Source organism: Geodermatophilus arenarius (assembly GCF_042654585.1).
Taxonomy (GTDB): domain Bacteria; phylum Actinomycetota; class Actinomycetes; order Mycobacteriales; family Geodermatophilaceae; genus Geodermatophilus; species Geodermatophilus arenarius.
Window position 1 is genome coordinate 172,403 of sequence record NZ_JBHSGR010000006.1, and the last position, 25,351, is coordinate 197,753.

General features: G+C 76.2%; 20 protein-coding genes and 2 riboswitches. Of the genes, 9 read left to right on the plus strand and 11 right to left on the minus strand.

The genetic code is table 11. The features are described 5' to 3' along the window. Positions 1–25: 25 nt before the first annotated feature. From ACFO3M_RS07880 to ACFO3M_RS07890, 3 genes are all read left to right on the plus strand, one after another. Complete coding sequence (locus tag ACFO3M_RS07880) at positions 26–1,711, plus strand: DNA repair helicase XPB (protein ID WP_387988021.1); 1,686 nt, start codon at positions 26–28, stop codon at positions 1,709–1,711. 216 nt (positions 1,712–1,927) lie between these two features. Continuing rightward, positions 1,928–1,992, plus strand: a riboswitch (guanidine-III (ykkC-III) riboswitch). A gap of 11 nt (positions 1,993–2,003) precedes the next feature. Next, complete coding sequence (locus ACFO3M_RS07885; RefSeq protein WP_387988022.1) at positions 2,004–2,318, plus strand: DMT family transporter; 315 nt, start codon at positions 2,004–2,006, stop codon at positions 2,316–2,318. Between the two features lie 215 nt (positions 2,319–2,533). Then, positions 2,534–4,324 (plus strand): DEAD/DEAH box helicase, encoded by a 1,791-nt coding sequence (locus ACFO3M_RS07890; protein ID WP_387988023.1) that lies wholly within the window; start codon positions 2,534–2,536, stop codon positions 4,322–4,324. Between the two features lie 133 nt (positions 4,325–4,457). Here the strand turns inward: ACFO3M_RS07890 and ACFO3M_RS07895 are convergent, their stop codons facing one another. Next, positions 4,458–7,391, minus strand: a complete 2,934-nt coding sequence (locus tag ACFO3M_RS07895) for a helix-turn-helix transcriptional regulator (protein ID WP_387988024.1) — start codon at positions 7,389–7,391, stop codon at positions 4,458–4,460. Between the two features lie 101 nt (positions 7,392–7,492). After that, positions 7,493–7,615: a hypothetical protein gene (locus ACFO3M_RS07900; RefSeq protein WP_387988025.1), complete on the minus strand. Its 123-nt coding sequence runs from the start codon at positions 7,613–7,615 to the stop codon at positions 7,493–7,495. A gap of 178 nt (positions 7,616–7,793) precedes the next feature. Here ACFO3M_RS07900 and ACFO3M_RS07905 point away from each other — a divergent pair, with 178 nt between their 5' ends. After that, positions 7,794–9,182, plus strand: coding sequence for a glucose-6-phosphate dehydrogenase (locus ACFO3M_RS07905; protein ID WP_387988026.1), 1,389 nt, complete (start codon positions 7,794–7,796; stop codon positions 9,180–9,182). Between the two features lie 181 nt (positions 9,183–9,363). Here the strand turns inward: ACFO3M_RS07905 and ACFO3M_RS07910 are convergent, their stop codons facing one another. Beyond that, positions 9,364–10,179 carry a phospholipid scramblase-related protein gene (locus tag ACFO3M_RS07910; protein ID WP_387988027.1) on the minus strand — a complete coding sequence of 272 codons (816 nt, stop codon included), beginning with the start codon at positions 10,177–10,179 and terminating at the stop codon, positions 9,364–9,366. Between the two features lie 47 nt (positions 10,180–10,226). Here ACFO3M_RS07910 and ACFO3M_RS07915 point away from each other — a divergent pair, with 47 nt between their 5' ends. After that, the gene (locus ACFO3M_RS07915) at positions 10,227–11,498 is read left to right on the plus strand and encodes an ArgE/DapE family deacylase (RefSeq protein ID WP_387988028.1); all 1,272 of its coding nucleotides are present in this window, start codon (positions 10,227–10,229) and stop codon (positions 11,496–11,498) included. Beyond that, positions 11,495–12,112 carry an HD domain-containing protein gene (locus ACFO3M_RS07920; protein ID WP_387988029.1) on the plus strand — a complete coding sequence of 206 codons (618 nt, stop codon included), beginning with the start codon at positions 11,495–11,497 and terminating at the stop codon, positions 12,110–12,112. The genes ACFO3M_RS07915 and ACFO3M_RS07920 overlap by 4 nt, the downstream gene beginning before the upstream one ends. Here the strand turns inward: ACFO3M_RS07920 and ACFO3M_RS07925 are convergent. After that, positions 12,084–12,359 (minus strand): DUF4031 domain-containing protein, encoded by a 276-nt coding sequence (locus tag ACFO3M_RS07925; protein ID WP_387988030.1) that lies wholly within the window; start codon positions 12,357–12,359, stop codon positions 12,084–12,086. The genes ACFO3M_RS07920 and ACFO3M_RS07925 overlap by 29 nt on opposite strands. A 34-nt stretch (positions 12,360–12,393) precedes the next feature. Between ACFO3M_RS07925 and ACFO3M_RS07930 the strand changes: the two genes are divergently transcribed. Then, entirely contained in the window at positions 12,394–13,392 is a 999-nt protein-coding gene (locus ACFO3M_RS07930) for a Gfo/Idh/MocA family protein (RefSeq protein WP_387988031.1), read from the plus strand. Here the strand turns inward: ACFO3M_RS07930 and ACFO3M_RS07935 are convergent, their stop codons facing one another. After that, positions 13,393–14,178, minus strand: a complete 786-nt coding sequence (locus tag ACFO3M_RS07935) for a DUF72 domain-containing protein (RefSeq protein ID WP_387988032.1) — start codon at positions 14,176–14,178, stop codon at positions 13,393–13,395. A gap of 24 nt (positions 14,179–14,202) precedes the next feature. Between ACFO3M_RS07935 and ACFO3M_RS07940 the strand changes: the two genes are divergently transcribed. Continuing rightward, on the plus strand, positions 14,203–14,607 hold the full coding sequence (locus ACFO3M_RS07940) for a VOC family protein (protein WP_387988033.1): 405 nt from the start codon (positions 14,203–14,205) through the stop codon (positions 14,605–14,607). 674 nt (positions 14,608–15,281) lie between these two features. Here ACFO3M_RS07940 and groL read toward each other — a convergent pair. The 3 genes from groL to thrC all read right to left on the minus strand — a co-directional run bounded on the left by groL (position 15,282) and on the right by thrC (position 18,936). Continuing rightward, positions 15,282–16,910, minus strand: coding sequence for a chaperonin GroEL (gene groL, locus ACFO3M_RS07945; RefSeq protein ID WP_387988034.1), 1,629 nt, complete (start codon positions 16,908–16,910; stop codon positions 15,282–15,284). A 302-nt stretch (positions 16,911–17,212) separates the two neighbouring features. Next, positions 17,213–17,413, minus strand: coding sequence for a cold-shock protein (locus tag ACFO3M_RS07950; protein ID WP_387988035.1), 201 nt, complete (start codon positions 17,411–17,413; stop codon positions 17,213–17,215). 221 nt (positions 17,414–17,634) lie between these two features. Then, positions 17,635–18,936 carry a threonine synthase gene (gene thrC, locus ACFO3M_RS07955; RefSeq protein ID WP_387988036.1) on the minus strand — a complete coding sequence of 434 codons (1,302 nt, stop codon included), beginning with the start codon at positions 18,934–18,936 and terminating at the stop codon, positions 17,635–17,637. Between the two features lie 12 nt (positions 18,937–18,948). Beyond that, a riboswitch (SAM riboswitch) is annotated at positions 18,949–19,072 on the minus strand. A 61-nt stretch (positions 19,073–19,133) separates the two neighbouring features. Between thrC and ACFO3M_RS07960 the strand changes: the two genes are divergently transcribed. After that, a complete protein-coding gene (locus tag ACFO3M_RS07960) occupies positions 19,134–19,955 on the plus strand; it encodes an HAD family hydrolase (RefSeq protein ID WP_387988037.1) in 822 nt (273 codons plus the stop codon). Between the two features lie 133 nt (positions 19,956–20,088). Here the strand turns inward: ACFO3M_RS07960 and ACFO3M_RS07965 are convergent, their stop codons facing one another. The 3 genes from ACFO3M_RS07965 to ACFO3M_RS07975 form a co-directional block, all read right to left on the minus strand. After that, positions 20,089–20,961 (minus strand): ABC transporter permease, encoded by an 873-nt coding sequence (locus ACFO3M_RS07965; protein ID WP_387988038.1) that lies wholly within the window; start codon positions 20,959–20,961, stop codon positions 20,089–20,091. Next, the gene (locus tag ACFO3M_RS07970; protein WP_387988039.1) at positions 20,958–23,894 is read right to left on the minus strand and encodes an alpha/beta fold hydrolase; all 2,937 of its coding nucleotides are present in this window, start codon (positions 23,892–23,894) and stop codon (positions 20,958–20,960) included. Before ACFO3M_RS07970 ends, ACFO3M_RS07965 begins: the two co-directional genes overlap by 4 nt. 89 nt (positions 23,895–23,983) lie before the next feature. Continuing rightward, positions 23,984–25,273: a LytR C-terminal domain-containing protein gene (locus ACFO3M_RS07975; protein WP_387988040.1), complete on the minus strand. Its 1,290-nt coding sequence runs from the start codon at positions 25,271–25,273 to the stop codon at positions 23,984–23,986. Positions 25,274–25,351: the final 78 nt, after the last annotated feature.

Genomic DNA, 25,351 nt, shown 5'->3' on the forward strand with positions numbered 1-25,351 from the left:
CCGCCGAGGAGAGGCACCCACCCCCGTGAACGACGGACCCCTCATCGTCCAGTCGGACAAGACGCTGCTGCTCGAGGTCGACCACCCGGCGGCCCGCGAGTGCCGCGCGGCCATCGCCCCGTTCGCCGAGCTCGAGCGCTCGCCCGAGCACGTGCACACCTACCGGGTCACCCCGCTGGCGCTCTGGAACGCGCGCGCCGCCGGGCACGACGCCGAGCAGGTCGTCGACGCGCTGGTGCGCTACTCGCGCTACCCGGTGCCGCACGCGCTGCTGGTCGACGTCGCCGACACGATGGACCGCTTCGGCCGGCTGACGCTGGTCAACAACCCGGTGCACGGGCTGGTGCTCACCACCACCGACCGCGCCGTCCTCGAGGAGGTCGTCCGCTCCAAGCGGGTGGCGCCGATGCTCGGGGCGCGGATCGACCCCGACACCGTCGTGGTGCACCCCTCCGAGCGCGGGCGGCTCAAGCAGGCGCTGCTCAAGGTGGGCTGGCCGGCCGAGGACCTCGCCGGCTACGTCGACGGGCAGGCGCACCCGATCGAGCTGGCGCAGGACGGCTGGCACCTGCGCGACTACCAGCAGGAAGCCGTCGACGGGTTCTGGGCCGGCGGCTCGGGCGTCGTCGTCCTCCCCTGCGGCGCCGGCAAGACGCTGGTCGGCGCCGCGGCGATGGCCCAGGCCCGGGCGACCACGCTGATCCTGGTGACCAACACCGTCTCCGGGCGGCAGTGGAAGCGCGAGCTGCTGGCCCGCACCACGCTGACCGAGGACGAGATCGGCGAGTACTCGGGCGAGCGCAAGGAGATCCGCCCGGTCACCATCGCGACCTACCAGGTGATGACCACCCGCCGGAAGGGCGAGTACCGGCACCTGGACCTGTTCGACGCCCAGGACTGGGGCCTCATCGTCTACGACGAGGTGCACCTGCTCCCGGCGCCGATCTTCCGGCTCACCGCCGACCTGCAGTCCCGCCGGCGGCTGGGCCTGACCGCGACGCTGGTGCGCGAGGACGGGCGGGAGGACGACGTCTTCTCGCTGATCGGGCCCAAGCGCTACGACGCGCCGTGGAAGGACATCGAGTCGCAGGGCTACATCGCCCCGGCCGAGTGCATCGAGGTGCGGGTCGGTCTCGACGACGAGGAGCGGATGACCTACGCGGTCGCCGAGCCCGAGGAGCGGTACCGGATCGCGGCGACGGCGTCGTCGAAGCTGCCCGTGATCCGGCGGGTGCTCGAGCGGCACCCCGGCGAGCAGAAGCTGGTCATCGGCGCCTACCTCGACCAGCTCGAGGAGCTCGGGCGGGCGCTGGACGCCCCGGTGATCCAGGGGTCGACCACCAACCGCGAGCGGGAGAAGCTCTTCGACGCGTTCCGCGCCGGGGAGGTCACGACGCTCGTCGTGTCGAAGGTCGCCAACTTCTCCATCGACCTGCCCGAGGCCGCGGTCGCCGTCCAGGTGTCGGGGACCTTCGGGTCGCGGCAGGAAGAGGCCCAGCGGCTGGGCCGGGTGCTCCGGCCGAAGGCCGACGGCCGGCAGGCGCACTTCTACACGGTGGTCAGCCGCGACACCCTCGACGCCGAGTACGCCGCCCACCGGCAGCGCTTCCTGGCCGAGCAGGGCTACGCGTACACGATCGTCGACGCCGCCGACCTGGCCGGCCCGGGCGAGGTCAACGGCCCCGACTGGGTCGACGAGCCCGCCGACTAGAGCCCTCGCCGCGGCCCCCGGTCCTCGTGACCCGGGGCCGCGGCCGTCTCCGGACCCGGCAGCCGGGCAGGATGCCCGCGTGGCCGGTGAGCGGGACCTCGGGCGGTTGCCGGCCGGCACGGCGCCGCGCCGCGCGCTCGCGGTGCTGCGGGGCCTGACCTCCTGAGGTGGTGGCCGTTCTCACCACCCCGGACCGCCGGGGTGTGCGACGGTGGAGGCGGGTCCGCGGCGGACCCCCGGACGAGCAGCGCCGTACCCGGACAGCGACAAGACGGCGTCCACGGGAGTCGTCGTGTCCTGGTTCGTCCTCGTCCTGTCCGGTGCCCTCGAGGCGGTGTGGGCGACCGCCCTCGGCCGCACGGAGGGCTTCACCCGGCCGGCGCCGACGGTCGTGTTCGTCCTCGGCCTGGTCGGCAGCATGCTCGGCCTCGCCTGGGCGATGCGCACCCTGCCCGTCGGGACGGCGTACGCGGTCTGGGTGGGCATCGGCGCGGCCCTGACCGCCGGCTACGCCATGGCGTCGGGCGAGGAGCCGCTGTCCGCGCTGCGCGTGCTGCTCCTGCTCGGCATCGTCGGCTGCGTGGTCGGGCTCAAGCTCACGCACTGAGCGCCCGGCCTCGACGCGGCGGGCGGGTGGGGCCGGCGGGACGCGCCGGACCGGTCCGTTCCCGGTGTGAGGCCTGCCACGCCGCACCGGTCGGCGCGGGCGTAACCGCAGCTCAGGCGCGTGCCGCGGGCCGCGTATACGACGGCCGCGGGCGGGCGCGCGGGAGGTGGCCGGTCGGGCGTGTCCGCCGTGCGCCAGGCAGGATGGTCCGCGAGATGGCGAGTGCAGCACGGGCGGGGGCGGTCGCCCCGCAGACGACCAGCCGACCGCTCCGGGCCTGGCAGCAGGCGGCGCTCGAGCGCTACGAGGAGTCCTCCCCCAAGGACTTCCTGGTCACCGCGACCCCGGGCGCCGGCAAGACCACCTTCGCGCTGACCCTGGCCTCGCGGCTGCTGCAGCGGCGCGAGGTGGCCCGGGTGATCGTGGTCTGCCCGACCGACCACCTGCGGATGCAGTGGGCCGACGCCGCCGACCGGATGGGCATCGTCCTCGACCCGGGCCTCACCAACGCCGTCGGCCCGGTGCGCGCCGGCACCCAGGGCTACGTGACGACGTACGCGCAGGTCGCCGGCAAGCCGATGCTGCACGCCGCCCGCGCCACCGCCGTCAAGACGCTGGTGGTCCTCGACGAGGTGCACCACGCCGGCGACGGCCTGTCGTGGGGCGAGGCGATCGAGGAGGCCTACGGCTTCGCCGCCCGCCGGCTGTGCCTGACCGGGACGCCGTTCCGCACCAAGCCCGACGAGCGGATCCCCTTCGTGCGCTACGAGGAGGACGGCTTCGAGGGCGACGCCGGGGAGGCCGGCGCCGGGCTGGTCAGCCGCGCCGACTACACCTACGGCTACAAGGAGGCGCTGGCCGACAACGTCGTCCGCCCGGTCGTCTTCGCCGCCTACACCGGCACCTCGCGCTGGCGGAACTCGGCCGGTGAGGTCGTGGCCGCGTCGCTGTCGGAGGCCGGCACCCGCTCGGTGGAGATGGCCGCCTGGCGCACCGCCCTGGACCCCAAGGGCCAGTGGGTGCCGCACGTCGTCGCCGCGATGGACGACCGGATCACCCAGCTGCGCGAGCACGGCGGCATGCCCGACGCCGCGGGGCTGATCCTCGCCAGCGACCAGGACGACGCCCGCGCCTACGCCCGCATCGTCAAGCGGATCACCGGCAAGGCGCCCGAGCTGATCCTGTCCGACGACCCCAGGGCGTCGAAGAAGATCGAGCGCTTCTCGACCGGGTCCGCGCGGATCGCCGTCTGCGTGCGGATGATCTCCGAGGGCGTCGACGTCCCGCGCGCCGCCGTCCTGGCGTGGATGACCTCCTACCGCACGCCGCTGTTCTTCGCCCAGGCCGTCGGCCGCGTCGTCCGCTCCCGGGCGTCGCACGAGACGGCGACGGTGTTCCTCCCCGCGGTGCGGCCGCTGCTCTCGCTGGCGGCGTCCATGGAGAAGGAACGCAACCACGTCATGCCGCCGCCGAAGGCGAAGGACCCCGAGGCGCTCGACCTCGACCCGCTGCCGCCCAAGGAACGCGAGGCGGTCGGCCTCAAGCAGTGGGAGGCGCTGGAGGCCGAGGCCCGGTTCGCGCACGTGCTGCACGGCGGGACGGCGCACACCGGCGAGGGCTCCGGCGCGGTCGCCGTCGCGCCGGAGGACGAGGAGTTCCTCGGCATCCCCGGCCTGCTCACCGCCGAGCAGACGGCGTCGCTGCTGGCCAAGCGCGACGACGAGCTGCGGCTGCGGATCGCCCAGCGGGTGCACGAGGAGGACACCGGCGAGCTGCCGATCGTCGAGGACCACCCCGACGAGGACGACGCCGGCCGTGGCTGGCGCGACGTCGCCGAGCTGCGGCGGGAGATCAACCGCCTGGTCAGCCGGGTGTCGGCGAAGACGTCGACGCCGCACGCGGTGGTGCACACGCAGCTGCGCCAGCACGTGCCCGGGCCGCCGTCGGCCTCGGCGCCGGTCGAGGTCCTGCGCGCCCGCCGCGAGCGTCTGCGCACGATGCTCTGAGGCGGTGTGCACGTCCGCGGAGGTGCACAGCGGTCCGGCGCCCCGTCCCCGCGATCACGGCGCCCGCGTGGCGACACGCCGACTCCGCCCGGGGTGTCGCCACCGCGGCTCCGTGATCGTCCCGGAGGCCCGGTCAGCCGGTCGGCAGCAGGCCCCTCGCGGCGGCCAGGGCCACGGCCTCGGTGCGGGAGCCGGCGCCGAGCTTGGCCAGGATGTTGCTCACGTGCACGCTGGCGGTCTTCTCGCTGATGTAGAGCTCGCCGCCGATCTGCCGGTTGGTGCGGCCGCGGGCGAGCAGGGCCAGCACCTCGGTCTCGCGCGGGGTGAACACCGCCGCCGTCTCCACCACCCGCCCGGCGCCGGGCAGCTCCAGCCGCGCCCGGCGGGCCAGCGCGGTGACCGCGGCCAGCAGCGGCGCTGCGCCCAGCTCGCGCGCGGCGTCAGCGGCCCGCGTCAGCGGCTCCAGCGCGGCCTCCCGGTCGCCGGCGGCGACCAGCGCCTCGGCCAGCCGCCACCGGCTCCGGGCCTGCTCGTACACGTGCCCGTAGCCGAAGGCCTCGACGGCGGCCGCCCACAGCTCCGGCGCCGGGCGCCCGGCCAGCCGCGCCGCCTCGGCCTCCACCCTCGCGATCCAGGCCGCCGCCTCGACGCCGTGCGGGCCGATCAGGCGGGCGTGCGCCTCCACCGCCGAGCGGGCGATCGCCATCAGCGACTCCCCCGCCGCCGTCCACTCGCGCTCCGCGGCGGCGTCGCCGGTGAGCCGGGCGGTGGCCGCCGCGTCGCCGACCGGCGCCAGCGCGGTCGCGGCGAGCCGGACGACGGCCAGCCGGTCGTCGCCCCACAGCCCGGTCAGCGTCTCCGTGGCCGACCGCGCGGTGGCCACGGCGGTGGCCGGGTCGCCGGCCCACGCGGCCAGGTCGATCTCCGCCCCGGCCGTGGCCAGGAGCAGCAGCACGTGCGCGTCCAGCCGGCCGACCAGGCCGCGCGCCCACGCGATCCGCTCCGCGGCGGCCGGGTCGCCGCGGCCGACCTGCACGAGCAGCCCCGCCGCCCGCACGTGCGCGGCCATCTCGGGCACCCGGGCCAGCCGGTCGGCCAGCGCCAGGCTGCCGTCCCAGTCGCCGACGACGTACCGCGAGACGACGCCGAGGTGACGCAGCTCCGCGGCGTAGAAGGACCACTCGACGCCGAGCTCGGCGGCCCGCGCCAGCGCGGTGTCGCTCCACCGCAGCGTCTCGCCCGAGCAGCCGGCCTCGTAGGCGACGATCGCCAGGTTGAACAGCACCCGCATCTCGACGTCGGGGTCCCCCGACCGGCGGGCGCGGGCCAGCGCCTCCTCCAGCCGCGCGGGCAGCTCCTCCCCGCCGCGCGAGCGGGCCAGCGACACCGCGACGTCGGCCCACGCGCCGTCGAGCCCCAGCGCGTCGGCCGCGGCCAGCGCCTCCTCGGCGGCGGCGTCGCCCTCGGCGCGGCGGCCGACGTCGTAGCAGACGCGGGCGTGCGTGGCCGCCGCCCAGGTGCGCACCGGCGACGGCGGGACGGCCGGCACCAGCGCCATCGCCGCCGTGCTCTCCCGCAGCGCGGCGGCCTGGTCCTCGATGCGACCCAGCGCCTGCGCCAGCGTCGAGTGCACCCGCGCGCGCAGCTCCCGGTCGCCGTCCGGGCCGAGCAGGTCCTGCGCCGAGCGCAGCAGCGCCACCGCCCGGTGCAGCTCCCCGCCGCGGCGGGCGGCGGCCGCGGTGTCCAGCAGCAGCTCCGCCTGCGACCGCCCGGCCCGCGCCGCCGCGTCGGGCACCGCCGGCCACAGCGCGAGCACCGCCTCCAGGTGCTGCAGCTGCTCGGCCGGGGCCGCCAGCCGGCGCGCCTCGTCGGCTGCGTCCAGGGAGGCCGACAGGGCGCCGGCCAGGTCGTTGCTCTCCCGCAGGTGGTGCGCCCGCTCGGCCGCGGTGCCCGCCCCCGGGACGCCGGCGAGGTGCGCGGCGACGGCGGCGTGCAGCCGGACCCGTTCGCCGGGCAGCAGGTCGGCCAGCACGGCCTCGCGCACCAGGGCGTGCCGGAAGCGGTAGGCGCCGTCGGGGTCGACGACGAGCAGGTGCGAGTGCACCGCCTCGCCGAGCGCCGCCTCCAGGTCGGCGGGCGCCAGCCCGCCCACCGCCGCGACGAGCTCGTGCCGCACCCGCCGGCCGGCGACCGCGGCCACCCGCAGCACCTGCTGCCCGGCCGGGCTCAGCTGCTCGACCCGGGCCAGCAGCACGTCGGTGAGCAGCAGCGGCAGCGACTCCCCCGCGAGGCCCGCGGCCAGCAGCTCCTCGGCGTAGAAGGCGTTGCCCTCCGCGCGGGCGACGACGTCGTCGACGGTGCGGTCGGGCACGCCCGCGGCCAGCCCGCGCACCAGCTGCTCGACGTCGGCGTCGGGCAGCGGGCCGAGGTCCAGCCGCTCGACACCGGGCAGCCGGACCAGCTCGGCCAGCAGCGGCCGCAGCGGGTGGCGGCGGTGCAGGTCGTCGGAGCGGTAGGAGGCGACGACGGCGACCGGCTCGCCGGTCAGCCGGGCCAGCAGGTAGCGGACCAGGTCGCGGCTGGAGCGGTCGGCCCAGTGCAGGTCCTCGAGCACCACCAGCAGCGGGGTGTCGGCGGCGAGCCCGGACAGCGCGGTGGCCACCGCCTCGAACAGCTGCAGCCGGCCGTCGTCGACCGGCGGCCGGAGTGCGCGGACCGGGCTGCCCAGGTCGGCCGCCTCGGACTCGCGCGCGGCGGCCGACCGCGCGGCGAACAGCGCGGCGGCACCGTCGCCGAGCTCGTCGGCGACGGGACGTAGCAGGTCGACGAAGGGCAGGTAGGGCAGGCCGACCTCGCCGAGGTCGACGCAGTGGCCGGTGAGCACCCGCAGGCCGCGGGCGGCCGCGCGCCCCGTCAGCTCGTCGAGCAGGCGGGACTTGCCGACGCCGGCGTCCCCCGCGACCAGCACGGCCGCGCCGCGGCCGGCGACCGCCCGGTCGACGGCGGACAGGAGGGTGGCCAGCTCAGCCGTCCGCCCCACCAGGGGCCGCTCGTCCCACCGCGCCACGTCGGCGATCGTGGCACGGGCCGCCGACGGGACGGCCGCCGGCGGCCCCCTCCAGGGCACCGCCCCGGGCCTGCGGGGGGCGGCGAGGAGGGGGTCCTCCGTCAGCGGGACCGCCGGGAGCGCCACGGCCCGCGGCGGGTGCGGGTGCCGCGGCCGAGCTCCCGCAGGACCTCGCGCCGGTAGGCGAGCTCGGCCTCGAGTCCGGGGTTGGGGTAGATGGTCACGGTGGGCTCCTCGCGTCTGTGTCCGTGTGCCTGTCCGGTGGGGACGGCGACCACGGTCGTGCTGAGGCGGCGGCGCGGGCATCGGGCGACCGGGCAGTCCCCGCCCACCCCCGGCGCCTGAGGCCCCCTCAGACGCACCCGGCGCGCGCCTGAGGGGCCGTGCGGCGAGGCTGGGCGCATGGCCGACCTCCGCCCCACCGTCTTCGTCCTGTTCGGCGCCACCGGCGACCTGGCCGCGCGCATGGTGCTGCCGGCCTTCGACGTCCTGCAGCGCCGCGGGCTGCTCCCGCCGGACTGGCGGATCGTCGGCAGCGGCCGCGGCGAGCGCTCCGACGACGAGTTCCGCGACCTGGTCCGCGACGCCCTGGCCGAGCACGGCGACGGGGAGCCCGCCGAGGGGCTGCCCGAGCGGCTGCGCTTCGCCGGCGGCGGCTTCGCCACGGACGACCCCGGGCAGCTGCCCGACGCCGTGGCCCGCGCCCGCGAGGAGCTCGGCGACGACGTCCAGCTCGTGCACTACCTCGCCGTCCCGCCCGAGGCGTTCGGCGGCATCACCCGGGCCCTGGACGCCCACGGGCTGGCCGACGGCGCCCGCGTCGTCTACGAGAAGCCCTACGGCACCTCACCCGAGGGGTTCCGCGAGCTCGACGAGCTCGTGCACGCGGTGCTCGACGAGGAGCAGGTCTTCCGCATCGACCACTTCCTCGGCAAGGAGGCCACCCAGGACCTGCACGTGCTGCGTTTCGCCAACGGGCTGTTCTCCTCGGTGTGGAGCCGGGAGCACGTGGCGCAGGTGCAGGTCGACGTGCCCGAGACCCTCGACGTCGCCGACCGCGCCGAGTTCTACGACGCCACCGGCGCCACCCTCGACATGCTGGTCACCCACCTGTTCCAGGTGGCCGCCGAGGTGGCGATGGAGCCGCCGGTGTCGCTGACCCCGGGCGACCTGCAGGAGGCCCGCGAGGCGGTGGTCGCGGCGTTCCGGCCGCTGGCCCGCGAGGACGTCGTCCTCGGGCAGTTCACCGGCTACCGGGACCTCGAGGGCGTCGCCGACGACAGCACGACCGACACCTTCGTCGCGGCGCGGCTGTGGATCGACACCGACCGCTGGCACGGCGTCCCGTTCCTGCTGCGCACCGGCAAGCGGATGGCCGACAGCCGGCAGCGGGTCACGCTGGTGCTGCGCCGGCCCGACGGCCCGGTGGGCGCGGTGCCCGGCGGCGGGAACACCGTCTCGCTGTCGCTGTCGGGTGCCGGCGCGCTGGACCTCGGGCTGGTGGCCAAGCGCCCGGGGCCGGAGCTGGAGCTGTCGGTGGCGGAGGCGTCGCTGGACCTGGGCGCGGTGCCCGAGGGCGAGCCGCTGCCGCCCTACGCCACGCTGCTCCACGACGTCCTGGTCGGCGACCGGTCGCTGTTCACCACCAGCAGCGGGCTGGCGCGGGCGTGGCGGGCGGTCGCGCCGGTGCTCGGGGACCGGCCGGAGGTGCGCCCCTACGAGCCGGGCTCCTGGGGGCCCGCGGAGGCGGCTGCCCTGGCCGACCCCGGCGGCTGGGTGCTGGGGAGCTGAGGGATGGGTCCGGACCGGGCTCTGGTCGCCTCGCGGCGAGAAGCACGACGCGGCTCCAGACCCCCGGCCGAGGCCGGGGCGGTGGTCCGCGAAGGCGGTATCCAATTGGCACCCGGGGACACAGATCGCCCGGTCCGGACACCACCGACGGTACCCCGCTCCCGGCCGCGACACGCGCGGATCAGCCGAATCCGCGGGAGTCCTGCTTGAGCGCCGTGTCGACGGTCAGCGCCGAGGCCAGCACCAGGCTCGCCAGCGGCTCGGGCAGCCGGGCGTGCACCCGCACGACGTAGCGGTCGGCGGTGGTGAACAGCGTGCGCGCCAGGCCCTCCCACGTCTTGGTGATGCGGGCGACCTCGCTCCCCGGGGAGTCGGTGATCGAGAAGTCCCAGGCCCGCCAGTTCTCCGCCTGGATCGCGCCGGCGAGCTGACCGCCCACCACGAGGTCGAAGCGGATCCGGCCGAACACGTTGGCCTGGACGATCTCCCCCACCGGAGCGCCCTCGGGCGTCTCGACGACGACCCGCGACTTGACCAGCTTCGCCGGGCGGGTGAGCACGAGGACCGGCCCGTACGCGTCGCGCACCTCGAGGCGGTGGGTGAGGTACTGGTCGAGGCTGCTCACGAAGCGGACGACCTTCCTGGCCGCCGACTGCCCGACCTCGACCACGGCGCCGATCTGCGTGCCGTTGCCGTCGAGGACGGCGTACTCGTTGGTCAGCTCGACCAGCTTGGTCTTCTGGTCGACCAGCAGCACCGGCTGGTCGTGGAGCACCGAGCGGCGCGGCTGGGCGCCGTACTGCTGCTGCGGGCCGTACTGCTGCTGGCCGCCGTACGCCGGCTGGACCGGCTGCTGGACCGGCGTCTGCTGCGGGACCCGGGGAGGCGGGGCCGGCTGCTGGACGTGCCCGGTCCACGTCCGACCGTCCCACCAGCGGGAGCCGCCGCTGCCGGCCGGGTCGGGGTACCAGCCGGGCGGCGGGAGGGGCTGTGTCACGGCGGCGACGGTAACCGCCGCTCCCGTGCGTGCCAGACTGCCGAGCCGTGCCCGACCTGAGCCGTGCCGAGGCCGCCGTCCTGGACGCCGTCGACGAGGCCGCCGCGGTCGGCCTGCTGTGCCGCCTGGTCGCCGTCCCCTCGGTGGGCGGCACCGCGGCCGAGAGCGAGGCGCAGGCCCTGGTCGCCGGCGAGCTCGACGCGCTGGGCTGCGACGTCGACCGCTGGGCGATCGACCTCGCGGCGGCCGCCACCGCGCCGGACGCGCCCGGCCAGGAGGTCGAGCGCGACGAGGCGTGGGGCGTCGTCGGCACGCTGCCCGGCGCCGACGACGGCGTCCCAGCGCTGGTGCTGTGCGGGCACACCGACGTCGTCCCGACCGGCGACCGCGCGCTGTGGGCCGGCGACCCGTTCACCCCGCGGCTCGACGGCGGCGCGGTGCACGGCCGCGGCGCCTGCGACATGAAGGGCGGCCTGGTCTCGGCGCTCGCCGCGCTGGCCGCGGTCCGCGCCGCGGGCGTGCGCCTGCGCCGGCCGGTGGCGCTGCACAGCGTCGTCGGCGAGGAGGACGGCGGCCTGGGCGCGTGGGCCACCCTCGCCCGCGGGTACCGCGGCGACGCCTGCGTCATCCCCGAGCCCACCGACGGCGCCGTCGTCACCGCGGCGGCCGGCGCGCTGACCTTCCGGCTGGAGGTGACCGGCCACGCGGCCCACGCGGCGGTGCGCGACCGCGGCGTCAGCGCCGTGGAGCTGTTCGCGCAGGTGCACGCCGACCTGCGCGCGTTCGAGGCGGAGCGGCAGCGCGACGCCGACCCCCGCTTCGCCGGCGAGCGGTTCCCGTTCGGGCTGTCGATCGGCACGGTGCGCGCCGGCGACTGGGCCTCCAGCGTGCCCGACCGGCTGGTCGCCGAGGGCCGCTACGGCGTGCGGCTGGGCGAGCCGGTCGAGGCGGCCCGCGCGGCGTTCGAGGAGCGGCTGGGGGCGTTCTGCGCCGGGCATCCGTGGCTGGCCGCGCACCCGGTGCGGGTCACGTGGACCGGGGGCGCGTTCGCCAGCGGGCAGCTGCCGGCGGGCCACGAGCTGCTCGGGCAGGTCCGGGGCGCCGTCGTCGACGCGGGCGGGGCGCCACCGCCGGAGCGGGCGGTGGCGGCCGGCACCGACCTGCGGCTGTACGCGGCCGCGGGCGTCCCCGCGCTGCACCTGGGCCCGGGCGACCTGCACCTCGCGCACGGCCCGGCCGAGCGGGTGCCGGTGGCCGACGTGACCGCCGTGGCCCGCGCGCTGGCGCTGCTCACCCTGCGCCGCTGCGGGGTCGCGTGATCGCCTACGAGGACTTCGCGGCCCTGACCGGCGACTCCCCCGCCGCGCGCGGCGAGTGGGCCGCCGTCGTCGCCGCATGGAGCGAGCCGCACCGCCGCTACCACGACCTGCACCACCTGGCCGCCGTCCTCGGGCTGGTCGGCGCGCTCGGCCCGGCCGCGGACGACCCGGCCGCCGTCGCGCTGGCCGCCTGGTACCACGACGTGGTCTACGACCCCCGTCGCGGCGACAACGAGCAGGCCAGCGCCGGGCGGGCGCGCGCGGGGCTGGCCGGCCTGGTGCCTCCGGAGCGGCTGGACGAGGTGGTCCGGCTGGTGCTGCTGACCGCCGGTCACGACGCGGCCGACGGCGACGCGAACGGCGCCGTCCTCTGCGACGCCGACCTCGCCGTCCTCGCCGGGCCGCCCGAGGCGTACGCCGCCTACGCCTCGGCCGTCCGCGAGGAGTACGGGCACCTGTCCGACGAGGTGTTCACCGCCGGGCGGATCGCCGTCCTGGAGGCCCTGCTGGCGCTGCCGGCGCTCTACCGGCTGCCGGCGACGCGGGAGTGGGAGCCGCGGGCACGGGCCAACCTCGCCGCCGAGCTCACCCTGCTGCGCGGTCGCGCTTCCTGACCCGCAGGCCCGCGGCCGTCAGCCGGGCGAGCAGCTCGCGCGCCCCGACCGGCTCGGCGCCGGCGGCGACCGCGACGTCGTAGAGGTCCTCGGGGACGTCGTAGTGGTCGCCCTGGAAGGCCCGGCGCGGGATGCCGAGCTCGGCGGCGACGAAGGCGTGCAGCTCGTCGTGCGACACGTCGCTGACCAGGTGCGACCAGCGGCGCCCCCGCCACGGCCAGACGGGACTGTCGATCAGCACGGCCACGGGTGCAGTCTGCCCGGCGACTAGCGTCGTCGCCGTGAGCGAGCAGATCCGCTGGGGCATCGTCGGGCCGGGACGCATCGCGCAGAGCGTGATGGGCGACTTCGCGCACGTGGAGGGCGCGCGGCCGGTGGCCGTGGCGTCCCGCTCGGCCGACCGGGCGCAGGCGTTCGCGCAGCAGCACGGGCTGGAGCGCGCCTACGGCTCCTACGCGGAGATCCTCGCCGACCCCGACGTCGACGTCCTCTACGTCGCCACCCCGCACCCGCAGCACCACGCGGTCGCGCTCGCCGCGATCGAGGCGGGCAAGGCGCTGCTGGTGGAGAAGACGTTCACCGCCACCACCGCGGGCGCGCGGGAGGTGGTGGCGGCGGCCCGCGAGGCCGGCGTCTTCGTCATGGAGGCGATGTGGACGCGGTTCCAGCCGGCCGTCGTCCGCATGCGGGACCTGATCGCCGACGGCGCGATCGGCGAGGTGCGCTCGGTGCAGGCCGACCTCGGCGTCGACCGCGCCTACGACCCCGCCGACCGGCTGTTCGCCCTCGAGCTCGGCGGCGGCGCGCTGCTCGACCTCGGCGTCTACGTCGTCTCCTTCGCCCAGATGCTGCTGGGCGCCCCCGACACCGTCACCGCCGCCGGGTCCACCTACCCCACCGGCGCCGACGCCGAGGCGGCGCTGCTGCTCGGCTGGGAGGACGGCCGCTCGGCCACGCTGACCACCTCGCTGCGCTACCCGACGCCGGGGCAGGCGCGGGTGTTCGGCACCGGCGGCTGGATCGACGTCCTCCCCCGCTTCCACCACCCGGCCACGATCGTGCTGCACCGCACCGGCGCCGAGCCCGAGGAGATCACCCGCCCGGCGGCCGGGGTCGGGTACTCGCACGAGCTCGCCGAGGTCACGCGGTGCCTGCAGGAGGGGCGCACCGAGTCCGCGGTCGTGCCGCTGGCCGACACCCTCGCCGTGCAGGAGGTCCTGGGGCGCGCCGCGGAGCAGCTCGGGGTGCGGCACCGCGAGGACCCGCACGTCCTCGGCTGATCAGGCGGCGGCCCACGCCGCGCCGCTCGCCTCCTCCGGCGTCGGCACCCGGGTGGGCGTGCGGCCGGCCCGGCGGACCGCGCCGGCCAGGGTGACCGCGTCGACGACGGCGGCGCCGCCCGGGTCGTTGTTCAGGTACACGAACACGTCCTCGTCGTCGGTGTACCCCTCCGCCAGGCGCTGCGCCCACTGGTCGAGCACGGCCGGGGGGTAGGCCCAGCCCTCGGCGCCGGTGTGCAGGCGCAGGTAGCCCCAGCCCGCCGTCCGCCACAGCGGCGTGACCGGCCGCTCGGCGCGGTCGGCCCAGCACAGCGCGGCGCCGTAGCGCTCCAGCAGCGCCCGGACCTCGTCGGTCCACCAGCTCTCGTGCCGGGGCTCGACCGCGACCCGGATGCCCGGTGGGAAGCAGGCGAGGCAGTCGCGCAGCAGCCCGGCATCGGCCCGCAGCGTGGGCGGCAGCTGCAGCAGGACGACGTCGAGGCGGTCGCCGAGGCCCGCGGCGTGCTCCACCAGCCGGGCCACCGGCTCCTCGGGCTCGCGCAGCCGCTTGACGTGGGTGAGGAAGCGGCTGGCCTTGACCGCCCAGCGGTAGTCGGGCGGGGTGCGCTCGCGCCAGGCGGCGAAGGTGTCCCGCTCGGGCAGCCGGTAGAACGCGGCGTTGCTCTCCACGGTGGCGAAGTGCCGGGCGTGGTGCTCCAGCCACAGCCGCTGCGGCAGGCGCTGCGGGTAGAAGCGGCCGCGCCAGTCGCGGTACTGCCACCCCGAGGTCCCGATCACCACGGCCACGACGTCGGCCTACCCTGCGCGCTCGTGCCCGACGCACCCGCCCGCTCCGAGGACCTCTGCATCGGCGCCCGCGACCACCAGGCGCTCACCGATCGGTGGTGCGCCGCACCGGGCCACGTCCGCCGCGACACCCTGCCCGACGGCACGCCACGCGAGCACGACTGGCCCGTGCCGATCGAGGACCCCACCGGCGCGGGGCCGCTGATCCGGCTCCACCCGGTGCACGAGGAGCAGCTGGTCGAGAACCGCGTGCACCTCGACGTCGTCGCCGACTCCGCGGCGCTGCAGGCCGCCGGCGCCACGGTGGTGCGGGCCTCGGACGACCGGCCGGGCCACGAGCCTGAGGAGGACGCCGGCGAGATCGGCTGGGACGTCCTCGCCGACCCCGAGGGCGACGGGCTCTGCTGCTTCCCGCCGCCGCGGGGCTGACCCGCCGCCGGCAACTGCGGGGAAGTCGTCCCCTGCGGCCCGGCCGGGACGTCGTCTTCCCCGCACCTGTGCGCCATCGGCGTGATCACCTCGGGTGCAGCGGGCTCCCGAGTGCCGGGAGACCCCGCTGGACCAGGAGTGATCACAGGGGCGCCGGTCAGAGCCGGCGCCGACCCGCCGGCCGGCCGGACAGTGCCCAGAGCGGTGTCCGGTCAGGCTCACCACGCGCAGAGCGGTCGACCGCCTCCGCGTCGGCGGCGGCGACGTCCTCCGCGGTGTGCCGCGTCACTTCCGCCCCGCTCATCGCGCTGGACCGGCGCCTCGACACCGGTGCCGTGCCCCTCGAGGAGCGCGAGCCACCCACCGTGCCGCTCCTCCAGTCGCACGTCCTGCGCGATCCGACGTGCCACGGGCGCGGGGCACCCCGCATCGTGCAGGGCATCCTCCAGCGCCCCGAGCATCCACGCCTGCCGCACCGGGACCTCGGACACGACGTCACACCAGGGGCGCTGAGGCCGGACGCCCCACGGGGCCGGACACACGCTGGGCGCCCGCTCCGCCGTCGGAAGAGGGCGTCCACCGCGTGTCCGGCCCCGTGGACGCCGACAGGGGCGGCCCCGCGCGATGCGGGACCGCCCCTGCCGGGCGTTGCTGGTGTTGCGAGGGGGCGAGACTCAGAAGTCCATGCCGCCCATGCCGCCGTCGCCACCGGGCATGGCCGGGGCGGCCTTCTCCGGCTTGTCGGCGATGACGGCCTCGGTGGTGAGGAAGAGCGCCGCGATGGAGGCGGCGTTCTGCAGCGCCGAGCGGGTGACCTTGGCCGGGTCGATGATGCCGGCCGCGACCAGGTCCACGTACTCGCCGGTGGCGGCGTTGAGGCCGTGGCCCACCTCGGAGTTGCGCACCTTCTCCGCCACGACGCCGCCCTCGAGGCCGGCGTTGACGGCGATCTGCTTCAGCGGCGCCTCGAGCGCGACGCGCACGATGTTGGCACCGGTGGCCTCGTCACCCTCGAGGTCCAGCTTCTCGAACGCGACGGCGGTGGCCTGCGCCAGGGCGACGCCACCACCGGCGACGATGCCCTCCTCGACGGCGGCCTTGGCGTTGCGCACCGCGTCCTCGATGCGGTGCTTGCGCTCCTTGAGCTCGACCTCGGTCGCGGCGCCAGCCTTGATGACGGCGACGCCACCGGCCAGCTTGGCCAGGCGCTCCTGCAGCTTCTCGCGGTCGTAGTCGGAGTCCGACTTCTCGATCTCGGCGCGGATCTGGTTCACCCGGCCGGCGATCTGGTCGCTGTCACCCGAGCCCTCGACGATCGTCGTCTCGTCCTTGGTGACGACGACCTTGCGGGCGCGGCCCAGGAGGGAGACGTCGGCGGTGTCGAGCTTGAGGCCGACCTCCTCGCTGATGACCTGGCCACCGGTGAGGATGGCGATGTCGGTCAGCATGGCCTTGCGGCGGTCACCGAAGCCGGGGGCCTTGACGGCGACCGACTTGAAGGTGCCGCGGATCTTGTTCACGACCAGGGTCGCGAGGGCCTCGCCCTCGACGTCCTCGGCGATGATGGCCAGCGGCTTGCCCGACTGCATGACCTTCTCCAGCAGCGGGAGCAGGTCCTTGACCGAGCTGATCTTCGAGTTGACGACGAGCACGTACGGGTCGTCGAGGACGGCCTCCATGCGCTCGGCGTCGGTGACGAAGTAGGGCGAGATGTAGCCCTTGTCGAAGCGCATGCCCTCGGTGAGCTCGAGCTCGAGGCCGAAGGTGTTGCTCTCCTCGACGGTGATGACGCCTTCCTTGCCGACCTTGTCCATCGCCTCGGCGATGAGCTCACCGATGGCGGCGTCGGCGGCGGAGATCGACGCGGTGGCGGCGATCTGCTCCTTGGTCTCGACGTCCTTGGCGGTCGAGAGGAGGTACTCGGTGACCGAGGCGACGGCCTTCTCGATGCCCTTCTTCAGGGCCATCGGGTTGGCGCCGGCGGCGACGTTGCGCAGACCCTCGCGGACGAGCGCCTGGGCCAGCACGGTGGCGGTGGTGGTGCCGTCACCCGCGACGTCGTCGGTCTTCTTCGCGACCTCCTTGACCAGCTCGGCGCCGATCTTCTCCCAGGGGTCCTCGAGCTCGATCTCCTTGGCGATGCTCACACCGTCGTTGGTGATGGTGGGAGCGCCCCACTTCTTCTCGAGGACGACGTTGCGGCCCTTGGGGCCGAGCGTCACCTTGACGGCGTCGGCGAGGGTGTTCATGCCCCGCTCGAGACCGCGGCGCGCCTCTTCCTCGAAGGCGATCATCTTGGCCATGTGGTGATGTCCTCCATGCATGGATCGCTGCACGGCCGGGACCGGCGCCCGCGACGGACGACACCGGCGCGGCGGGCTCCCATGTGGCCCGCGCTCCTGTGCCTCACCGTTCCGACCTGATTGGCACTCGGCACTGTCGAGTGCCAACCGGAAGTCTGGCACTCGCCCCTGCCGAGTGCAAGAACGGGGGGTGGGTGCCGCCTGTTCCCGGTCGGGCCGGCGGCGGGGGCGGTGGTCCGGGAACGGCTGCGGCCCGGCTCCCGCGGAGGGAACCGGGCCGCAGCACGGAGGTGGGGAGGTGCTCAGGCGACGCGGACCGAGTCGGCCTGCGGACCCTTCTCGCCCTGGACGACCTCGAAGGTCACCCGCTGGCCCTCGTCGAGGCTCTTGTACCCGTCCATCTGGATGGCCGAGTAGTGGACGAAGACGTCCTGGCCGCCGTCGACGGCGATGAAGCCGAAGCCCTTCTCGGCGTTGAACCACTTCACGGTGCCCTGTGCCACGTGTGCTCCCACGTTGGTGCGTGCGGACGGTCCCCGTGATCCGGGGACCGGGGTACAGCTCTTCCGCCCGTCGGACACGTGCGTGGAACTGACGACCGCGCGAGACGGTACAACAGGCACGCCGCTGTGGGGAGATCCTGGACACACGACTCGGGGACGATCCGGGGGGACGTCACCCGCCGGATCGACGTCGCCCGCGAGCCTACGCCTCCCGCGGGGGCTCAGCCGATGAGCCCCGCGGACCGGACCGACCGCAGCGACGGCTCCACCCGGTGGGTCGGGCCGACCACCGGCAGCAGCGGGTCGAGGGTCTTGAGGCCCTCGCCGGTGTTGAGGACGACGGTCTCCCGGCTCGGGTCCAGCCGCCCGTCCTCGACCAGCTGCCGCAGCACCGCGACGGTCACGCCGCCGGCGGTCTCGGCGAAGACGCCGGTGGTGCGGGCGAGGTCGCGGATGCCCTGGACGATCTGCTCGTCGCCGACCCGGCCGACGGCGCCGCCGGTGCGGCGGATGGCGTCGAGCGCGTACGGGCCGTCGGCGGGGTTGCCGATGTTCAGCGACTTGGCGATCCCGGTGGGCTTGACCGGCTTGACGACGTCCCAGCCGTTGTCGAAGGCGGTGGCGATCGGGTCGCAGCCGGCCGACTGGGCGCCGAAGACCCGCCACTCGGTGTCCGCGACGATCCCGGCCTTCACCAGCTCCCGCCAGGCCTTGTCCACCTTGGTGAGGAGCGAGCCCGACGCCATCGGGATGACGACCTGCGCCGGGATCCGCCAGCCGAGCTGCTCGGCGATCTCGTAGCCCATCGTCTTGGAGCCCTCGGCGTAGTAGGGCCGCACGTTCTGGTTGACGAAGGCGGTGTCCTCGAACTCGTCGGTCTCGGCGAGCTCGCTGGTCAGCCGGTTGACGTCGTCGTAGGACCCGTCGACGGCGACCAGCGTCTGGCCGTAGACCGCCGACTGCACGACCTTGCCGGGCTCGAGGTCGGACGGGATGAAGACGAACGACGGCAGGCCCGCGCGGGCGGCGTGCGCGGCCACCGAGTTGGCCAGGTTGCCGGTGGAGGCCGCGGCGATCTTGCGGTAGCCCAGCCCCTTCGCGGCGGTGGCGGCGAGGCTGACCACGCGGTCCTTGAACGAGTGCGTGGGGTTGGCCGAGTCGTCCTTGACCCACAGCCCGCCGGTGATGCCGAGCTCGGCGGCGAGCCGGTCGGCGCGGACCAGCGGGGTCATGCCCGGGTCGAGGGAGACGCGGTCGGCCGGGTCCTGGCCCACCGGCAGCAGCGCGGCGTAGCGCCAGATGTTCTGCGGGCCGGCCTCGATCTGCTCGCGGGTGACGGCGGCCATGAGCTCGGGGTCGTAGTCGACCTCGAGCGGGCCGAAGCACTGGGCGCAGGCGTGCTCGGCGACGAGCCCGAAGGTGGCGCCGCAGTTGCGACAGACGAGGCCACGGGCGGGGCTGGGCGGCACGGGGCCGCCGGCCGAGCTGTCGGCCTGCAGGGAACCGGGTGCGGTCAGGGTCATGCGACGACTACCTCCTCATCTTCCCCGCGTCGGGCCGTCGAGCCGCGCGGGACGGAATTGGCACCTCTCGCCGCTCGCGCGAGCGCGGTTGCCGGGGCTTCACCGGGCCGTGTCCCTCTGCCCCTCTGGATGAGTGGAACGGGCCCGACTCTACCCGGCTGCCGGGACCGCCCCCGGCCCCGGCCATGCTGGGCGCCGTGGCTGCGCGCATCGTCTACACCGACCTCGACGGCACGATGGTCGGACCGCGGGGGTCCTTCTGGCACGCCGCCGACGGCTCCCCCACCGCCGAGCCGGCCGCGGCCCTGCTGGAGCTGCACACCGCCGGGGTCGCGCTGGTGATCGTCAGCGGGCGCACCGCCGACCAGGTCACCGAGGCGGGGCGGATCTTCGCCGCCGACGGCGCGATCGCCGAGCTGGGCTCGCTGGTGACGTGGAAGGGCGGCCGGGAGCGGCACGGGCTGACCGGCGAGCTGCCCGAGGAGTACGCCGGCCGCACGCCGATGGACGTGATGGCCGAGCTCGGCGTCGTCGACGCGCTGTGCGCCGCCCACCCCGGCCGGCTCGAGTGGCACGCGCCCTGGCACACCACGCACGACGGCGACGCGCTGCTGCGCGGGTTCGTGGACCCGCTCGCCGTCGACGCGTGGCTGGCCGAGCGCGGGTTGGGCTGGCTGACGCTCAAGGACAACGGCGCGATCCCCGCCTCGGCCCGGCTGCGGCTGGCGCCGGAGGGGCAGCTGGCCCGCGTCTACCACCTCATGCCGCGCGGCATCTCCAAGGGCGCGGCGATCGCCTGGGACCTCGAGCGGCGCGGCGTCGACCCGGCGGACGCCGTCGCGATCGGCGACAGCGCCAGCGACCTGGAGATGGCGCCCGCCGTCGGCCGGCTGTGGATCACCGCCAACGGCGCGGAGGTCGAGGGCATGGCCGGGCTGCTGGGCGCCGTCCCGAACGTGTCGGTGACCGACGAGCCGATGGGCGTCGGCTGGGCCCAGGCGGTCCGAGCGAGCCTGTGACACCGCCGTCCCACCGGACCGCACCGCGCCCGGGTGCCGTTCCCCTGCTGCCCGGAGCCGGTGCGGGGGCGGGACACCTCGTTCAGCTGGCGACGTCGTTCAGCTGGTGACGTCGTTCAGCTGGTGACGTCGTTCAGCTGGTGACGTCGCGCCGGGCGAAGTGGCGGAAGCCGAGCGCGGTGAAGACCGCCGCGTAGACCAGCGACTGGACGACGCCGCGGAACAGGTCGGAGGAGTCGACCGGCGTCTGCAGCAGGTCGGTCCAGGCGAACTCCTCCGCGGTGGGGAACCAGTCTCGGATCGACCCGAGCTGCTCGACCTGGTCGAGGATGGCGAACACGACCGTCGTGAACACCGCCCCGCCGACGGCGGCCAGCGGCGCGTCGGTGACCGTGGACAGCCAGAACGCCAGCGTCCCGACGACGAGCAGGTGCACGGCGAGGTAGCCGAGCATCCCGGCCAGCCGCAGGAACCCCTCCCCCTGGGACAGGGTCACCCCGATCGGCGTCCGGATCTCGCCGAAGCCGAACGCCAGGCCGCCGGCGACCACCGCGACGGCGACGAGGGTGAGCAGCGCGCCGACCGACTGGACCAGCGCCGCGAGCCACTTCTGCCGGAGCAGCCGCATCCGGGGCACCGGCGTGGCCAGGGTGTAGCGCAGCGAGCCCCACTGCGCCTCGCTGGCCACCGTGTCGCCGAAGAACAGCGCGTAGACCACGACGAGGAAGAACGTCGTCGTGGCGAACAGCACGAACAGCGTGAAGTTCAGCCCGCTGGCGGTGGCGACGTCGACGAGGTTGATCCGGCTGTTGGTCTGCGCCTCCTCGCTCGCGCCCAGCTGGAGCGCGGCGATGAGCACCAGCGGCAGCGCGACCATCGCCGCGAAGACGCCGATCGTGCGGCGCCGCTTGAACTGCCGGCGCAGCTCGACCGACAGCCGCAGCGTCCGCTCGGGCCGGTAGCCGGCGACGGCGCCGGTGGGCTGGACGTGCTCGGTCGCGGTCACGACTCCCCCACGAGTGCCAGGAACGCGTCCTCCAGGCGGCGGCGCGGCGTGAACTGGTCGACGGCGACGTCCGCGGCCACCAGCGCCTGCAGCGCCGCCGCCCGCGACGTCCCCGGGCCGAGGTCGGCGACCAGGCCCTCGTCGGTGCGCTCGACCGCGACCCCGGGCAGCCCCGACAGGACGGCGGCCGCGCGGTCGGCGTCGGCCTCGTCGGCGAGGCCGACCAGCACCGCGCCGCCGGTGCCGACGATCTCCTCGACCGTCCCCTGCGCGATCTTCTGCCCCTTCGCCATGACCACCACGTGGGTGCAGGTCTGCTCGATCTCGCTGAGCAGGTGGCTGGAGACGATGACCGTGCGGCCGGTGGCGGCGTAGTCGCGCAGCACCTCGCGCATGGCGTGGATCTGCGGCGGGTCCAGCCCGTTGGTCGGCTCGTCGAGGACCAGCAGGTCGGGCAGGCCGAGCATGGCCTGCGCGATCGCCACCCGCTGGCGCATGCCCTGGCTGTAGCGGCGCACCGGCCGGTCGATGGCGGCGCCGAGGCCGGCGACGGCGATGGCCTCCTCCACGTGCGCGTCCTCGGCCGGGCGGCCGGTGGCGGCCCAGTACAGGCGCAGGTTGTCGCGGCCGGACAGGTGCGGCTGCAGCCCGGTGCCCTCGACGAACGAGCCCAGCCGGGACAGCACCGGCGCGCCGGGGCGGACCTCGTGACCGAACACGGTGATCCGCCCGGAGTTCGGCCGGATCAGCCCCATGAGCATGCGCAGCGACGTCGTCTTGCCCGCCCCGTTGGGGCCGAGCAGGCCGAGCACCTGGCCGCGGCGGACCTCGAAGGACAGGTCGCGGACGGCGACGAAGCCGTCCCTGTAGGCCTTGGTGATGCCCTCGAAGCGCAGCGGCACGTCCTCGCCGTCGGGCTCCACCTCCGAGGTGACCCGGCGCCGGCGGCGGCCCCACAGCACCGCGGCGAGCCAGCCGAGCAGGCCCAGGGCGACGACGGCGCCGAGCAGCCACCACCAGCGGGAGGTGCCGCCGTCGGCCTGCGGCTGCCCCTCGACGGTGGGCACGGCCAGCGCGGTGCCGCCGTTGCCGGCCCCGGCGAGCGCGACGGAGTAGACGGTGGCCTCGGCCGGCAGCGCGAAGGCCTGGTCGGTCGAGGAGACGACGACGCGCATCGTGTGCCCGGCCTCGAAGCGGTGCACGATGCCCGGCAGCGTCACGGCGACCTCGGTGGGCGCGGTCGGGTCCGCCGACAGGCCGGTGAGCGACAGCGGGGCCACCAGCCCGCCGGGCAGGGTCTGGGCGCCGTCGGGGCCGACGTCGTAGAGCTTCGCGAACAGCGTGGCGCTGCCGGTGGGCGAGGCGACGGCGAGCTCGACGGTCGGCGCGCCGACCACCTCGACCGCCCCGTCGAGCGGGTCGCTGGAGAACGCGGCGAACTGGCCGGGGATCTCCACGGCCTGCCCGCCGAGCGCCGAGGCCAGCGCGCCCAGGCCCGGGACGGTGGTGATCGCGGCCGGGGTGCCGCCGGCGGGCGTGACCACCGGCTGGGTGCCGCCGTCGAGCGCGACGCTCTCCCGCTGCGCCGGCTCCCCGCCGTCGAGGCCCGGGTAGGCGTCCGCGAGCACGCTCTGGTTGCCGCCCTGCACGCTGCCCAGGCCGCTGCCGAGGCCGGTGGGCGCCGGGAAGCGGAAGCCGGTGCCGGGGTCCTCGCCGCGGGCGGGGTCGTCCTCGTCGCGCAGGTACCAGTCGAACCAGCCGGCGACCTGGTCGCGCAGCTCGGCGGTCTCCCGCTCCGACGACCGGGAGTCGTGTCCGCCGGCGTACCAGACGACCTTGACCGGGGTGCCGTTCGCGGCGATGCCGCGGGCGTTGGCGTCGGCCTGGCCCAGGCCGAACAGGGAGTCCTCGGTGCCCTGGACCAGCAGCGTCGGCGCGGTGATGCGGTCGAGCACCGCGGCTGGGCTGCTGCGGTCGAGCACCGCGGCCACCTCGGGCGTGAGCGTGCCCGAGGCCGCGGCGGACTGGTAGGCGGCGCAGATGTCGGCGCGGAACCGGCCGCAGGTCAGTGCCTGCTCCACCACCGCGGGGTCCACCGACGCCGGGTCGAACGGCAGGGTGGGGGCGGCGCCGCCGGAGACGGGGGCCGCGTCACCGGAGGCGCCGGGGTCCCCGCCGTCCTCGCCGTCCTCGGCCTCGGCCGCTCCCCCGCCGCCGAGCGCGTCCAGCAGCCCGCCGGTGGGCGCCGCGCCCACGCCGAAGAACAGCCCCGCCCACAGCCGCTTGTAGACGCCGGCGTCGGCGGTCTGCGGCGTCGCGGCGGGGGTCCGTGCGTCGGCGGCGCCGGTCTGGGAGGGGAAGAGCGCGGCGGTCAGCGAGTGCCAGGTGATCTGCGGCGCGATGGCGTCGACCCGGTCGTCGTGGGCGGCGGCGAGCAGCGACAGCGCCCCGCCGTAGGAGGCGCCGGCGACGCCGACCCGCGGGTCGCCGTCGCCGTCGAGGAGGACGTCGTCGCGGTCGGCGAGCAGGTCGAGCAGCGTGGACAGGTCGGCGACCTCGTAGCGCGGGTCGTCCAGGCCGATCTGGCCGGTGCTCTCGCCGAACCCGCGCGCGGAGTACGCGAGGACGACGTAGCCACGGCCGGCGAGGTCCCGGGCGTCGTCGGCGACCGACCGCTTGCTGCCGCCGAAGCCGTGGGCGAGGACGACGGCCGGCGCCGGGTCGTCGGCGGTGGCCGAGGCCGGGAGGTACAGCGTCGTGTCCAGCTCGACGGCGTCGGCGCCCGAGCCGGAGGGGACGCGCGCGTCCTCGGTGCGGACGTCCTCGGCGGCGGCCGCCGGGGTGGGCAGCGCGCCGACGAGGGTGCCGGTGAACAGGAGGGCGAGCAGGGCGCCGGCCACCGCGCGGGCGCCGGGGCGCGGGCGCGGTGTCACGGGCCCGCGGAACGGACGCACGCTGCGGCCAACGGACGGTGCCGCGCTGGGGTTCCGCAGGTGTCGGGACGGGGCGCGACCGGGGGCGGTCAGGGCTCGAGCCCGCCGGTGACGACGACGACCAGGCCCGGGTCGGGCACGTCCGGCACCTCGAAGAACCGCACCGCGGGCCCGGTGGTGATGCCCGGGAACGCCTCCATGAGCTGCAGGGCGGACTGGCGCTGCGACTCGTCGCCCTCGTCGAAGAAGACGGTGGTGGCGGCGACGTCCCCACCCTCGTAGGCCCCGACACCGGCCGTCGTCCAGCCCTGGGCGGCGAACGCGGTGGCGACGTCGGCGGCCAGCCCACCGGTCTGCGTGGCGTTGAGGACGGTCACCGGCACGCGCACCGGGGTGCTGGGCGCCTGCTCGACCGGGGGCAGCGGCTGGGCCGACAGCGGGGGCAGCGGGCCCGAGGAGGGCGTCACCGACGTCGAGGCCGACGGCTCGCTCGTCGGCGTCGCGGCCGAGCCAGCCTCCTGCGCCGCCGGGGAGGTGAAGCTGTAGACGCCGAGCACGACCAGCGCGACGACGACGACCGCCAGCAGCGCGACCCCGGCGCGACGGCGCGGCGGCGCGTCCTCGCCCTCGGCGGCGCGCAGCGCGGCGCGGGAGACCCCGGCCCGGCGCGCGGCCTTGCGGCGCTCGGCCTCCATGGCCTGCCGCTCGGCCTCCTTCGCCTGGCGCTCGGCGCGCATGGCGGCGCGGTTGCCGACGACGCCGGTGCCGTCGGTCTGCGGGCCGGTGTCCGGCTCGGCGTCGCGGTCCCGCTGCGCCCGGTCGCGGCGGCCGGCGACCTCGCGGTCGGGGATCGCCTCGGTCAGCGGCGCGGCCGGGGGGCGGTCCCGGGACACCTCACGGTCGGGGATCGCCTCGGTCGCCGGGGCGGGCGCGCGGTCCGCGGACGCCACGCGGTCGCGGGACACCTCGCGGTCGGGGATCGCCTCGGTGGGCGGGGCGGCCGGCGTCGCGGTGCCCGCCCGGGAGGGGCTGGTCCAGTCGCGGTAGCCGTTCCCGGCGGCGGCCTCGCCCGGGGTCCGGCCCCGGTCCCGGGACCGCGCCGGCTCCGCCGCGGGCGGGGGCTGCGCGCGGCCGCGGGCCGGCGGGCGGGCCGGCTGGTCCCACGGGTCCAGCGGCGGCGCCGCCGGTTCGGCGGCGGCCTCAGCGTCGGGCCGGGGGACCGCCTGGAACGGCGCGACCGTGGTCTCGGGCGGCGCAGGACGGGCCGGCGGCGAGGGCGCCGGCCGGGAGACGGCCGACGACTGCGCGGTCGGCGGCTCGGCCGGGCAGGCCGGCAGCTGGGGCGCGGGCACCTGCCGGGTGGCGGCGCCGGCGGCCACCGGCGCGGGGACGCGGGGACGGGCCGGGGCGGCTGGCGGGCTTCGCGATCGTCTGGGCGGCGCTGGCGGTGTTCACCG